This window comes from Sphingomonas abietis (genome assembly GCF_027625475.1).
Taxonomy (GTDB): Bacteria; Pseudomonadota; Alphaproteobacteria; order Sphingomonadales; family Sphingomonadaceae; genus Solisphingomonas; species Solisphingomonas abietis.
Window position 1 is genome coordinate 400,575 of sequence record NZ_CP115174.1, and the last position, 13,598, is coordinate 414,172.

The 13,598-nt window shown below is 68.6% G+C and carries 11 protein-coding genes; 1 reads left to right on the plus strand and 10 read right to left on the minus strand.

Annotation, left to right across the window (positions count from 1 at the left end; genetic code table 11):
- Positions 1–9: 9 nt before the first annotated feature.
- The 3 genes from rsfS to PBT88_RS02000 are packed head-to-tail and all read right to left on the minus strand — an operon-like array spanning position 10 to position 2,356.
- Positions 10–414, minus strand: a complete 405-nt coding sequence (gene rsfS, locus PBT88_RS01990) for a ribosome silencing factor (protein ID WP_270077577.1) — start codon at positions 412–414, stop codon at positions 10–12.
- A complete protein-coding gene (locus PBT88_RS01995; RefSeq protein ID WP_270077578.1) occupies positions 411–1,082 on the minus strand; it encodes a nicotinate-nucleotide adenylyltransferase in 672 nt (223 codons plus the stop codon). Before PBT88_RS01995 ends, rsfS begins: the two co-directional genes overlap by 4 nt.
- On the minus strand, positions 1,079–2,356 hold the full coding sequence (locus PBT88_RS02000) for a glutamate-5-semialdehyde dehydrogenase (protein WP_270077579.1): 1,278 nt from the start codon (positions 2,354–2,356) through the stop codon (positions 1,079–1,081). Before PBT88_RS02000 ends, PBT88_RS01995 begins: the two co-directional genes overlap by 4 nt.
- 96 nt (positions 2,357–2,452) lie before the next feature.
- Between PBT88_RS02000 and PBT88_RS02005 the strand changes: the two genes are divergently transcribed.
- A complete protein-coding gene (locus tag PBT88_RS02005) occupies positions 2,453–3,613 on the plus strand; it encodes a DUF3667 domain-containing protein (RefSeq protein ID WP_270077580.1) in 1,161 nt (386 codons plus the stop codon).
- A 306-nt stretch (positions 3,614–3,919) separates the two neighbouring features.
- Here the strand turns inward: PBT88_RS02005 and ftsH are convergent, their stop codons facing one another.
- The 7 genes from ftsH to lepB all read right to left on the minus strand — a co-directional run bounded on the left by ftsH (position 3,920) and on the right by lepB (position 13,587).
- A complete protein-coding gene (ftsH, locus tag PBT88_RS02010) occupies positions 3,920–5,896 on the minus strand; it encodes an ATP-dependent zinc metalloprotease FtsH (RefSeq protein WP_270077581.1) in 1,977 nt (658 codons plus the stop codon).
- A gap of 72 nt (positions 5,897–5,968) precedes the next feature.
- Positions 5,969–6,964, minus strand: a complete 996-nt coding sequence (gene tilS, locus PBT88_RS02015; RefSeq protein ID WP_270077582.1) for a tRNA lysidine(34) synthetase TilS — start codon at positions 6,962–6,964, stop codon at positions 5,969–5,971.
- Positions 6,945–7,973, minus strand: a complete 1,029-nt coding sequence (locus tag PBT88_RS02020) for a tetratricopeptide repeat protein (RefSeq protein WP_326521562.1) — start codon at positions 7,971–7,973, stop codon at positions 6,945–6,947. The genes tilS and PBT88_RS02020 overlap by 20 nt, the downstream gene beginning before the upstream one ends.
- An 85-nt stretch (positions 7,974–8,058) precedes the next feature.
- On the minus strand, positions 8,059–9,075 hold the full coding sequence (locus PBT88_RS02025; protein ID WP_270077583.1) for a helix-turn-helix domain-containing protein: 1,017 nt from the start codon (positions 9,073–9,075) through the stop codon (positions 8,059–8,061).
- 160 nt (positions 9,076–9,235) lie between these two features.
- A complete protein-coding gene (gene ptsP / locus PBT88_RS02030; protein WP_270077584.1) occupies positions 9,236–11,524 on the minus strand; it encodes a phosphoenolpyruvate--protein phosphotransferase in 2,289 nt (762 codons plus the stop codon).
- A gap of 72 nt (positions 11,525–11,596) precedes the next feature.
- Positions 11,597–12,682, minus strand: coding sequence for an AI-2E family transporter (locus tag PBT88_RS02035; RefSeq protein ID WP_270077585.1), 1,086 nt, complete (start codon positions 12,680–12,682; stop codon positions 11,597–11,599).
- A gap of 14 nt (positions 12,683–12,696) precedes the next feature.
- Positions 12,697–13,587: a signal peptidase I gene (lepB, locus tag PBT88_RS02040; RefSeq protein WP_407696498.1), complete on the minus strand. Its 891-nt coding sequence runs from the start codon at positions 13,585–13,587 to the stop codon at positions 12,697–12,699.
- Positions 13,588–13,598 lie beyond the last annotated feature (11 nt).

Sequence of the window (13,598 nt, forward strand, 5' to 3'; positions counted from 1 at the left end):
GGGGTGCCGTCAGGCGTCCGGCAGCGGGGCCGGCGGGTTGCTGGGGGACGCGGTGGCGGCGCTTTCGTCGCCGAACGCCCACATCCGTTCCAGATTGTAGAAGCTGCGGACCTCGGGGCGGAACAGGTGGACGATCACGTCGCCTGCGTCGATCAGCACCCAGTCGGCGGCGGCGAGGCCTTCCATCTTGGGGCTCTGGCCGGTCTGGCCCTTCACCTTCTCGGCCAGCTTGGAGGCCATCGAGGACACCTGCCGGCTCGACCGGCCCGATGCGATCACCATGAAGTCGGCAATGCTCGACTTGCCGGCGAGCGGGATCGAGATGGTTTCGACGGCCTGATCGTCATCCAGCGATTGCAGGATGAGCGTATGAAGCGCGTCGGCCTCGGGTGATGCAGCGGGGCCGCCCGTCATGTCACGGGTGGCGGCGGGGGTAGAAGGCAATGGTCCTCCGGGGGAACGGGCCGACGCGTCACGCGATCGCGAGGGGCCCTTGGTTGAATGCGACGATGCCAATCGGGATCGGCGGCCCGTCGGGCGGTAGCGGAAGTCGGATCTGGTACTGTGTGCAGCAGCACGAGCGCCGGCAAACTCCATCGCGTCCACCGTCTCGCGGCACTCGGGGACTGGCCAAAACGGCCAAGCCATCCCATCGCGACCGCGGATCGGGCAGCGCCTTCATAGCCCGGACGGGCGATCACGGCAATGGGAAGCGTTCGGGCGATCCGGCGCCACGCTTTCCAGCGGTGGAACTGGGCGAGATTGTCCGCGCCCATGATCCACACGAAGCGATGGTGCGGATAGCGACGGACCAGTTTTGCGAGGGTATCCGCGGTGTAGCGGGTGCCGAGCAGCACCTCGATTGCGGTCGGTACGATCCGCGCGCGCCGCGCCATCCGCTCGGCCGAGGCGACGCGCGCGGCCAGCGGGGCCATGCCCTCCTGCGGCTTGAGCGGGTTGCCGGGGGAAACCAGCCACCAGACTTCGTCCAGCCCGAGCGCCTCCAGCGCAAACAGGCTGATTCGCCGATGCCCCTCATGCGCCGGATTGAACGACCCGCCGAGCAACCCGATGCGCTTCAAGGACGGGTCTGCCCCGTGCCGCGCACCTGCCACTTGTAGGTGGTGAGCCCTTCGAGCGCGACCGGGCCGCGCGCGTGGAGCCGGCCGGTGGAGATGCCGATCTCGGCCCCCAGCCCGAATTCGCCGCCATCGGCGAACTGGGTGGAGGCGTTCCACATCACGATCGCCGAATCGACCGCATTCAGGAAATGCTCGGCGGCGGCTTCATCCTCGGCGATGATCGCGTCGGTATGGTGCGAGGCATGGGCGGCGATATGGGCGATTGCGCCTTCCACGCCATCGACGAAGCCGACGGTGCAGATCGCGTCGAGATATTCGGTATCCCAGTCCGCGTCCGTGGCGGGGGTGACACGCGGATCGAGCGCCTGCGCCGCCGCGTCGCCGTTGAGCGCGCAGCCGGCATCGAGCAGCGCCGTCACCAGTGCCTCGGGAGCGGGATAGGAGCGGTCGATCAGCAAGGTCTCCGTGGAGCCGCAGACGCCGGTACGGCGCAGCTTGGCGTTGACCACGATCGCCTCCGCCATCGCCGGATCGGCAGACGCATGGACGAAGCTGTGGTTGATGCCGTCGAGATGGGCGAGTACCGGCACGCGCGCCTCGTCCTGCACGCGCGCGACGAGGCCCTTGCCGCCGCGCGGGATGATGATGTCGACCAGCCCCTGCGCGCGCAGCAATGCGCCGACGGCGGCGCGATCGGTGGTGGGGATCAGTTGCACCGCATCGCGCGGTAGGCCGGCGGCGTCGATCCCGTCCGCCAGCGCGGCGTGGATCGCGGCGTTGGAAGCGCGCGCTTCCGATCCGCCGCGCAGGATCGCGGCATTGCCCGCCATCAGCGCCAGCGCGCCGGCATCGGCCGTCACATTGGGGCGGCTTTCGTAGATGATGCCGATCACGCCGAGCGGGACGCGCACGCGGCGCAGCCGCAGGCCGTTGGGGCGATGGCGCTCATCGAGGATGCTGCCGACCGGATCGTCGAGCCCGGCCACCGCCTCCAGCGCGGCGGCGATGCCTTCGAGGCGGTTGTCGTCGAGCCGCAACCGGTCCTTCATGGCAGGGGCCATGCCGGACGCCTCGGCACGAGCGATATCCTCGGCATTGGCGGCCAGGATCGCGGTACGGCGCTCGCGCAGCAGGGCGGCGGCGTTGCGCAGCGCCTCGGCCTTCCGCGCGGTCGGCGTGCCGGCGAGAATGCCGGCGGCATGGCGGGCGCGGGCGCCCATCGCCGCGATCAGCGCGTCGGCATCCTGATCCGAAAGGGGAAACGGCATGTCCATGGCCGGTGGCGTAGCAGGAATCGACAGGCTCGGCATCCTCTCGACCTTCTGGCCGGGGAGTGTATTATCTTGCTGCAACGCAATGAGGGGTAGGGCGTGAGCGGAGCAGCAGATGGCATCGGCGATATCCTGACCGGCGGCCTCGTCGCCGGTGAGGTCGATCGTGTCGGCGGCGGCACGGGCTTCGGTGGCGCGGCCCATGCCGATCATGAAGGCGCGGGCGGCGAATGCCTCAATTGCGGGGCGGTGCGCACCGGCCCCTTCTGCCAGGCGTGCGGGCAGAGCGGGCATGTCCATCGCAACGTCATGGCGCTCGGTCACGATATCCTCCACGGCGTCTTCCACTTCGACGGCAAGTTCTGGAACACGTTGCCGCTGATCGCCTGGCATCCCGGCGAGCTGACCCGCCGCTATGTGCGCGGCGAGCGCGCCAAGTTCGTCACCCCGATGGCGATGTTCCTGTTCTCGATCTTCCTGCTGTTCGCGGCGGTGAACCGGTTGACGATGCCGGACGTCGCGGGTGCCGCGCAGGGGCTGGCCAAGGCCCGCGTGCAGATGGATTCGCAGGCCAAGAAGGCGGGCGACAAGCTCGCCGGCCTCGAGCAGAAACGGAGCGAGCTGGTCGCCGCCGATGCCAAGGCCGACACCGCCGCGCTCGACAAGCAGATCAAGGATTCCACCAACGAGGTGGCCGCGCTCAAGGCTGCGGCTTCGCAATTGCCCGCGGAGGTGCCCAGCGCGTCGAACCTCGTCCAGGTCCACACCAGCGACAAGACCTATGATTACGGCATTGCCGACGACGTGAAGGGCTTCAAGGTCGATACCGGCTCGCGCACGCTCGACCAGCAACTGGAGCATGTGAAGGCCAATCCGGAACTCTACGCCTACAAGCTCAAGATGGCGTCCTACAAGTTCAGCTGGGCATTGATCCCGATCTCGGTGCCGTTCATTTGGCTGATGTTCCTGTGGCGCCGCGATGTCGGTTTCTACGATCATGCCATCTTCGCGATCCACTCGCTGAGCTTCATGACCTTGCTCGCGGTCGGCCTGATCGGCCTCTATCTGATCGGCGTGAAGCAGGCCTGGCTGTGGTGCGCGTGGCTGATCGTGCCGCCGGTCCACATGTATAAGCACCTGAAATATGCCTATGGCCTCGGCCGGTTCGGCGCGACCTGGCGGACCTTCACGCTGCTGGTGATGACCACCATCACCTCCTCGCTGTTCTTCGCGCTGCTGCTGTGGCTGGAGGCCGAATAGAGGCGGTCGGCTGAGACCGTCGTGCCGAACCCGTTTCAGCACCTCGCCGCTGCGGGCGCTCGTCGCCAAGGTTCGCTGGGATCCCGAAACCAGTTCAGGATGATGATGGTTTCAGGCGCCGATCGCAGCCTGGGACCGCCGCCTGGTCCGCAGAAGGCCGATCGGGCCTGGGGATGGCTGCCGCAGCCGGGCCCGTAGGGGATATCAGAGCAGACGGCATCGGCATCGGGCGCGGCCCGAAAACAAAGGGCCGGAGCGTTTCCGCCCCGGCCCCTGCCGATCGTTCGATATCGCCGATCCGGCCGATCAGGCGCCCTGCGGAGCCGGGCCGCTGCCCCAGGCATTGCCGCCGCCGGGGCGCTTGGACTTGGGAATGGACGAACCTGCCGATGCGCGAGGCTGCATCGCGCGATCGGACTTGTCGTCGCGTCCGATATCCTCGCCGCGGATCGCGCGCTTGCTCTCCTCGCCGGTCAGCGTCTCATATTCGAGCAGGGCGAGGGCGAGCTTGTGCAGTTCGTCGAGTTTGTCGGTCAGCACCTGACGCGCATGGCTTTCGCCCTCTTCGACCAGGCGACGGACCTCGCTGTCGATCAGGCGCGCAGTCTCTTCCGACATGTTCTGCGCACGGCTCACCGAATGGCCGAGGAACACCTCGTCCTGATTGTCGCGATAGCGCAGCCAGCCGAGCTTCTCGGACATGCCATATTCCATCACCATCGAGCGGGCCATGTCGGTGGCCTGCTGGATGTCGTTGGAGGCGCCGGTGTTGAGCTCGTCGGCACCATAGATCAGCTGTTCGGCGATGCGGCCGCCGAAGCAGAGCGCGAGCCGCGCCTTCATCTGCTTCATGCTCATCGAATAGCGATCGCGCTCGGGCAGGTTCCAGGTCACGCCCAGCGCGCGGCCGCGCGGGATGATCGTCACCTTGTGGAGCGGATCGCAGCCCGGGACATGGAGCGAGACGAGCGCATGGCCGGCCTCATGATAGGCGGTGGAGCGCTTCTCCTCGTCGGTCATGACCATGGACTTGCGCTCGGCGCCCATCATCACCTTGTCCTTCGCCTCCTCGAACTCGCGCATCGCGACGAGGCGCTTGCCCTTGCGGGCGGCGAGCAGAGCCGCCTCGTTGACGAGGTTGGCGAGATCCGCGCCCGAGAAACCCGGCGTCCCGCGCGCGATGGTGCGGATATCGACGTCGGGTGCCATCGGCACCTTCTTGGCATGGACCGAGAGAATCTTCTCGCGGCCATCGATGTCCGGCCGAGGCACGACGACCTGGCGATCGAAGCGGCCGGGGCGAAGCAGCGCGGGATCGAGCACGTCGGGGCGGTTGGTCGCCGCGATGATGATGATGCCCTCGTTGGATTCGAAGCCGTCCATCTCGACCAGGAGCTGGTTGAGGGTCTGCTCGCGCTCGTCATTGCCGTTGCCGAGGCCGGCACCGCGATGACGACCGACCGCGTCGATCTCATCGATGAAGACGATGCACGGCGCGTTCTTCTTGGCCTGCTCGAACATGTCGCGGACACGCGATGCGCCGACGCCGACGAACATCTCGACGAAGTCGGAGCCCGAGATGGTGAAGAAGGGCACGCCGGCCTCGCCCGCAATGGCGCGGGCCAGCAGCGTCTTGCCGGTGCCGGGCGAGCCGACCAGCAGCGCGCCCTTGGGAATCTTGCCGCCGAGACGGGCGAATTTGGACGGATCCTTCAGGAATTCGACGATCTCCTGAAGCTCCTCGCGCGCCTCCTCGATGCCGGCGACGTCATCGAACGTCACCTTGCCATGCTTCTCGGTGAGCAACTTGGCGCGCGACTTGCCGAAGCCCATCGCGCCCGAACCGGCATTCTTCTGCATCTGGCGCATCACGAAGAAGGCGATGGTGAGCAGCAGCAGGAAGGGCAGCGACTGCAACAGCAGCGCCAGCCAGATATTGGTCTGCTCTTCGGGCTTGACCGAGAATTTGATGCTCTTGGCCTGGAGCCGGTCGACCAATTGCGGATCGTTGGGCGAGATGGTGCGGAAGCCCTGATCGCTGCCGATCTTGCCGGTGATCACATTGTCGGCGATCGTCACTTCCTTGACGCTGCCGTCATCCACCTTGGAGAGGAACTCCGAATAGGGGATGGTGTCGCTGCCGCGACCGTCGCGCATGCCGCCGTCGAACAGCGACACGAACAGGAAGAGCGCGCCGACGATCGCGAACACGACCAGCATGTTCTTCATCCAGGCGTTGCCGCCCGCGCCGCCGCCCTGAGGTTCCTTGTCGTCGTTCTGCATCTGGTCGTCCGATCCCTTCGAAGCCCTGATAATGTAGGGCTGGCCGGGTTAATGGCAATGGAACAACGTCGATCAGGCTGATCGACGCGGCGGTGCGGCGCGGAAATACCACCGCGCGCCGTCCGATCGCGCCAATAAGTCGGCGATCGGGGCGATGTCCCGCTGGTCCAGCGCGGCCATCGCCCGCTCGACGGCCGGGCCATCCGGCGATTTCGCGAATCGATCCGCGAGCAGGCGGACGACCAGGCGGCGCTGGATTTCGCGCGGGAATTGGATGGGCATGGAGACTTCGCGTTCTCCTCCCGCACCGACCTCCTCGATGGCCTTCGCGGCGAGTCCGTCGACGAGCCATCGCAAGGCTTCGTCGGCATCGCGCAGATGGTCGGCGGCGCGGGCGACGCGGACGGTGTCGAGCCAGCCGGCGTCGGCCAGCAGCGCGCGCGCGGCGGTGCGATCGAAGCGGGGGTTGGCGTTGGCGGGGTCGCGCGCCGGCTCGATGCCGGCGGCGGTGACGATCGCCTCGAGCTCCGCCTTGCGCCAGCCGAGCAGGGGGCGGAGCAGCTGCGGGCCGCCAGACTGCGCCGGATCGAGCGGGCGGGCGGGGCGGATGCCGGTCAGCCCGGACAGGCCCGCGCCGCGCGACAGCCGCATCAGCAGCGTCTCGGCCTGATCGTCGGCATGGTGGGCAGTGAGGACGGCGGCCAGTCCCTGCGCGGCCGCCCATTCGGCCAGCGCCGCATAGCGGGCGCGTCGCGCCTCGCCCTGCAAACCCTCGCCGCCGCCGGATACCGAGACGAGGGCAATGCCATGCGGCACCCCGAGCGACCGGGCGACGGCGCCGGCCGTTGCTGCCTCGGCGGCGCTGTCGCCGCGCAGGCCATGATCCACGGTCATCGCTTGCACCGGCCCGTGGGCGGCCGCGAGCAGCAGCAGGGCGAGGCTGTCCGCCCCGCCCGAGAGCGCGATCCCCAGCGGGGCGTCATCCGTGAGCCCGGCCGCGCCGAGCAGGCGGGTCAGCCCCTGCCGGAACCGCGCGACCTGCTGCCCGTCAGGCGCCGCACTTGGCATCGGTGCGGCCCTGCGCGACGCGGGCCTTGAGCGTCGGGTTAGCCGTCGCGCCATAGACGTCCTGAAACTCGCCATAGGCCTGGCAGGCATCCGCGTTCTTCTTGAGCTGGAACAGCGTCTGGCCGAGATAATAGAGGCTGTCGGGTGCCCGCTCGCCGCGCGGGAACTGCTTGTAGCTGGCGTAGAAGGCCTTGGCGGCATCGCTCAGCTGGCCGTCATCCATATAGGCGCGACCCAGCAGATTCTGCGCGTAACTCGCCCGCTTGTGCTTGGAATATTTGGCGACGACCGCCTTCAGCTGGGTCTCGGCCTCGGCATAGCGCTTCTGCGACCACAGCGAGTAGCCCAGCATATACTGGTCCTCCGCCGGATCGCCGGTCTTGGCGATCGGGGGTAGGGCGCCCGCCGGGGCGCCGGCGGGGGCAGCGGCGGCGGACGCGGCAGCAGGCGGCGGCGCAGCGCCGGCTTCGTCGCCCATCGTCGGCGCGGGCGTGCCGACGACCGGTTTGCGGCCCTTGGGGCCGAAGGGCGGCGGGGCATTGCCGTTCGCGCCGGTGACGACGGGCGGCGGCGCGCCGGTTCCGGCGGCGCCATCCGGGCTGGTGCCGGGCGGCGGGGCGCCATGGCCCTCCAGCGCGTTGAGGCGATAGTCGGTATCGCCCTTCATCTTGGTGTAATTCTGTTCCAGCATGTCGAGCCGGTGGCCATTCTCCTCGGCCTGATTGGTCAGCTGCTGGACCTGCTGTTCCAGCGCCGAGACGCGTTGGGTGAGATCGCTGACCACCGAACTCGCCGGGCTGCCATTGTCGACCGGGGCGGCGGCCGGCGGCGTGATCTGCGGATCGAAATAATCGGGATTGGCGCCGGGGAAGACCTTGCGCTGCACCGCGCGCATCTCATGCTCCAGCTTGTCGACTCGGCCCGGCACCGACGGATCGACCGTCTGTGCGAGCGCGGGGGCGGCGGTGCCGGCGAGCAGGAGGGCGAAGATCGCCAGGCGCATGATCATGATCCCTTGAGGTGATGGGCCGCACCCTATCCCAAATCGCAACTGTCGCCAGGATGAAGGGCGGCCAAGAAAAGCCGGAAACGGGTCAGGGTTGGGGCGTGGTCGCCGTGTTGGGCGTCGGTGCCGTGGCGGGCGCCGGGCTCGGCGCATCGGCCGGGGTGCGGAAGGCCGGCGGCACGGCGGCATCGTTGCCGGTCGCCGACGCGGCCGGGCCGGCCTTGCGGGGCGTGCGGGCGGCCGGCGCGCGGGACGGTGCGGGCGCCGTCGCGGTCGTGGCTGCGGCAGGCGCCGGGCGTGCGGTCAGCGAGGCCGCCTTGAGGCTGACATTGGAGATGGTATGCGCCGGTTCGCCGAGCGGGGCCAGGGTCTGCCCGCCGACGGAGACCTGAAGACCCTCCGGCTTGCCGGTGCGGATCACCGGATCGCCCGCCGTCGCCGGCACGTCCCAGCTCTGGCCCTGCGCCAGCACGCCGGTGTAGAGGCGCGTGCCACTGGCCTTGTCGCTGACCTCGAACCAGGTCGGCTGGATTGCGGTCAGGCGTACCGGGCCGGATGCGGGGGCGGCCGCGGGCGATCCGGTGGGCGTAGAGGGGCTGGCCTGGGGTGTAGGTGCCGCGCCGCTATCGGTCGATTCGACGGGTTCGCCGCTGGCGGCGAGGCGGGCGCGCTGGTCGGTGCCTTCGCCGGTCAGAATGCCGCTGCGCCAGATGCCGTAGCCGGCGACCAGCAGCACCGCGATCAGCAGCGCGACGATGGCGAGCAGACGCGGCGGCAGCCGCACCGGATCGGCCGGCTCATAGGGCTCATAGGCGATGCGCGGCGAGGCCTGTACGGCGGCGGCGAATTCGGCGCGGAACTGCTGGCTGGCCGCGACCGGATCGATATCCACGGCGCGGGCATAGGCCTTGACGAAGCCGGCGCTGTAGGGGGCGGCGGGAAGGCCGTCGAGCCGGCCCTCCTCGATCTGCACGAGATGGCGCACCGGCACGCGGGTCTGCTTGCCGATCTCCTCGAGCGTCTGCCCACGCGCCTCGCGGGCCACGCGCAGCCGCGCGCCCACTGTCGTCGGCACGTCCGCCACCCGCTCGCCCTCGTCGGTCATTCTGTCTCCCCGCTGGGCGCCCGGCCCGATAAAGCAACGCAGATCAATATCACGGCTTTTACGCAACAGCCTTGCGCCAATGTCAAATGCCGGCATGACGTCGTGAAAAATAGTGCGGCCGGTCGTGCGCACGGCACGCGCGGCCGGATGGCCGGGTCGGTCAGAGGATCGCTACGCCATGCTCCTCGGCCCAGGTCTCGATCCGCTGGCGCAGATCGCGAGGCGCTTCTTCGAGCAGCGGCGGCATCGCCGCGCGGATCGCGCCGACATCGAGCGAGCGGATCATCGCCTTGACCGGGCCGACCGCGGCCGGCGTGATCGACAGCCGGTTGATGCCGAGGCCGAGCAACGCCATCGCCTCCAGCGGTCGCCCGCCCATCTCGCCGCAGACGCCGACCGGCACGCCCATTTCGTGGCACTTGGCAGACACCCGCGCGAGGAAGCGCAGGATCGCCGGGCTGAGCCAGTCATAGCGCTCCGCCAGCTTCGGGTTGCCGCGATCGGCGGCGAACAGGAACTGGGTGAGATCGTTGGTGCCGATCGACAGGAAATCGAGCTTGGGGAGCAGCTGGTCGAGCATCTCGGCGAGCGCCGGCACCTCCAGCATCGCGCCGTAGCGGACGGCACCCGGCCCCATCTTGCCGCGTGCCGCGAGCCATTTGCGCTGATCCTCGAAGATCGCGTGCGCCGCCTCATACTCCCATGTCTCCGACACCATCGGGAACATGACGTGCAGGGTGCGGCCGGCGGCGGCCTCCAGCAGCGCGCGCGCCTGCGCCTTCATGAGCGCATCGCGGCCGAGGGCGAGGCGCAGCGCGCGCCAGCCCATCGCCGGATTCTCCTCATTCTCGTGCTGCTCGGCCTTCATGTAGGGCAGCGCCTTGTCGCCGCCGATATCGACCGTGCGGAAGATCACCGGGCGATCGCCCGCCGCGTCCATCACATCCTTGTAGAGCCGCTGCTGGCGCTCGCGCTGGGGCATGGTCGCCGAGACGAGGAACTGGAATTCGGTGCGGAACAGCCCGATGCCGTCCGCCCCGGTGACGTCGAGCGCCGCCGCGTCGTCGCGCAGCCCGGCATTGACCATCAGCTGGATGCGCACGCCGTCGGTGGTCATCGCGGGGAGGTCGCGCAGCGCGGCGAATTCGGCGCGGCGCTTGTGGGTGATCGAGAGCCGGGCCTCGAACGCCTCCTCCATCGTCGCGGTCGGGCGCACGACGACGCGCTGCTGCACGGCATCGAGCAGCAGCAGATCGCCCTCGACCACCCGCTGGCGGATATCCTTGGTGCGGCCGAGCACCGGAATCCCCATCGCGCGCGCGACGATGGTGACGTGCGCGGTGAGCGAGCCCTCCTCCAGCACCACCCCCTTGAGGCGGCGGCGATCATATTCAAGCAGCTCGGCGGGGCCGAGATTGCGCGCGATCAGGATCGAATCCTGGCGCAGGCCCAGCTGCGCGGCCGTCCCGAGCTGGCCCGAGACGATGCGGAGCAGCCGGTTGGAGAGATCCTCCAGATCGTGCATCCGGTCGGCGAGCAGCGGATCGGAGATTTCGCGCATCCGCATCCGCTGGCGCTGCTGCACCCGCTCGATCGCGGCCTCGGCGGTGAGGCCCGACGAGATCGCCTCGTTGATCCGGCGGCTCCAGCCCTCGTCATAGGCGAACATCTTGTAAGTCTCGAGCACCTCCTGATGCTCGCCGATCGAGCCGAACTCGGCCTGGCTGGTCATCCGCTCGATCTGCTCGCGCATCTGGCGGAACGCCGAATAGACGCGCTGGCGCTCGACCTCGACATCCTCGGCGATGCTGTGCTCGACGATCACGCGCGGCTGGTGGAAGACGGCATGGCCCCGCGCCATACCCTCGACCAGCTTGAGGCCCGGCAGCTGCGCCGGGCCGGCATCGCGGGCGTCCATGCCGCCGCCGATATTCTCGTCGATCAGGCCGGCGGCGGCGATCAGCTCGGCCAGCACCATCGCCACCGTCTGGAGCGCCTCGATCTCGACATCGTCGTAGCGGCGGGAGGCTTCGTGCTGGACGCAGAGCACGCCGACGGCCCGCTCGCGCCGCACGATCGGCACGCCGGCGAAGCTGTGGAACAGATCCTCGCCGGTTTCGGGCTTGTAGGCGAATTCCGCATGGCTGGTCGCCTCGTCGAGGTTGAGCGTCTCGACATATTTGGCGATGGTGCCGACCAGGCCTTCGCCCAGCGCCAGCTTGGTGACGTGCACGGCGTCCTGCCGCAGCCCCCGCGTCGCGTAGAGCTCCAGCAGCCCCTCGCGCAGCAGATAGATCGAGCACACCTCGCTGGTCAGCGCCTCGCCGATGATCTGGACGACATGGCTGAGCTTGGACTGGGCGTTGGTGCGCCCGGCCATGACATCGTGCAGCCGCGTCAGGATCTCGCGGGCGGCGGTGGCAGCGGGAGTCGGGGTATGAACGGGCATGGATGCCAGCGCTATCAGATGAGAGCGGGGGTTACCAAGCCTCGTTCAGGCCGGCATCGGGTTCTGCCGATATCAGGACGTCTTTCTGGCTTCGTCCTCGGGATCGAGCCCCGATTTCCGTTCGAGCGCGACCTTGGTCATCGCCACCAGCGGATCGGCGAACATCAGGCCGAGCAGCCCGAACAGCGCGCCCAGCAGCAGCTGCATACCCAGCACCAGAGCGGGGGCGAGATCCACCGAGCGGCGCGCGACGGTGGGCACCACGACATAGCCGTCGAACACCTGCACCAGCACATAGACGCCGATCGCCAGGAAGCCGGTGGTGCTGCCCGCCGAGAAGCCGACCAGCACGGTCAACACGCCCGAGACGATCGCGCCGATATTGGGCAGGAAGGCGAGGATGCCGGTGATCAGGCCGAGCAGCAGCGCGAACGGCACGCCGACGATCGACAGCGCGATCCAGATGAAGAAGCCTTCCGCCGCCATGCCGAGCAGGCGGCCCGCCATCAGCCGGCGCAGGGTGCGGGCCATGTCGGCGCTGGTCTGGAAGAAGCCCTCGCGCTTGTCGGCCGGCAGCAGCCAGGCAAAGCCACGCTCGTACATGCGCGGCTCGGCGGCGAAGAACAGCCCCAGCACCACGATCATCGCCAGGCTGGAGATGCCGCCCAGGGCGACGCCGACGGCGCTGGTCAACTGGCCGAGCGAGCCCATCAGCTGGCGGCCGATGCCCTCGATGTCCGGGCCGCCCTTGGGCGCGATGCCGAGCGCGTTGGCCCAGCTTTCGAGTCGTCCGAACTGGTTCATCACCAAGGTCTTGAGCGCCTGGAACTGGCCGATCAGGGTGAGGCCCGCATAGGAGAAGACGCCGAGCAGGAAGGCGAGGGCGAGGATGGCGACGAGCGCCACCCGCCAGCCGCGCGGGATCGGCAGGATGCGGCCGAGCAGCCGCGCGCCGCCATCCAGCATCGAGGCGAAGACGAGCCCGCCGACGATCAGCAGCAGCGGCTGCGCCAGCACATAGACCAGCACCACCGAGAGCACGACCGAGACCCAGATGATCGCCTTGGCCAGCTCCGCCCGCATCCGCGGATCGCGCATTTCGAGCGGCGCGCGGCCCTCCACCGGCTCGGACTTGGCGTCGTCGGATGTCGTGCTCATCAGCGGGGGGACCGTCAGTTCTTCGGTGGCGCGACGCGCACCGGATGGAGATTGATGCCGGTGCGGTGCGGGCGCAGCGCGGTGAACCAGCTGATCGGGTTCCAGATCTCGCCGGTGCCGTCATAGCTGTGGGTGATGAATTCGGCGCGACCGCCCAGATTCTCCCACGGGATCGGGCCGCCGAGGCCCTGTTCCTCGATCGGGTAGCGGCTGTCCGCGGATTCGTCGCGATTGTCGCCCATCACGAAGACATGATCGGCGGGCACCGTGATCGGGCCATATTCGTCGCCGGGGCTGGCATCGACGCCGAGGTCGATCGTGTCATAGGTACGGCCCGAAGGCAGCGTCTCGCGGAATACCGGCATCGCGCAGTAGAGCTTGCCGTCCGGCCCGGTGACCCGATAGGCGGCTTCGAGGCCGCGATCGCAGGGGACGTTGGCATCGACCGGGATCAGCGCCGGCTTCTGCGCCACCCGCTGGATGGGCTTGCCGTTCAGCCAGACGACGCCGCCGCGGACCTCTATGGTATCACCCGGCAGGCCGATCACGCGCTTGATGTAATCGCTGCTCTCGCCCGGCGGGGTCAGGATCACGACGTCGCCGCGTTCCGGCATGTGGCCGAACAGGCGCCCGTGGATGAACGGCAGCACATGCCAGAAGGACGACGCATAGCTCCAGCCATAGGGGAATTTGCTGACGACCAGCCGATCACCCTTGATCAGCGTCGGCATCATCGATTCGGATGGGATGTAGAAGGGCTTGGCGATGAACGTCCAGAAGGACAGCACCGCCAGCACCAGCCAGGCGAGGCCGCGGATTTCCGTGACCCAATCGACCTTCTTGTCGGTCTTGGGCGGTTCCGCCACCGGGGTTGCCGGGGCGGCGGGGGCTTCGGTCTCGCTCAACGTCTGTCTTC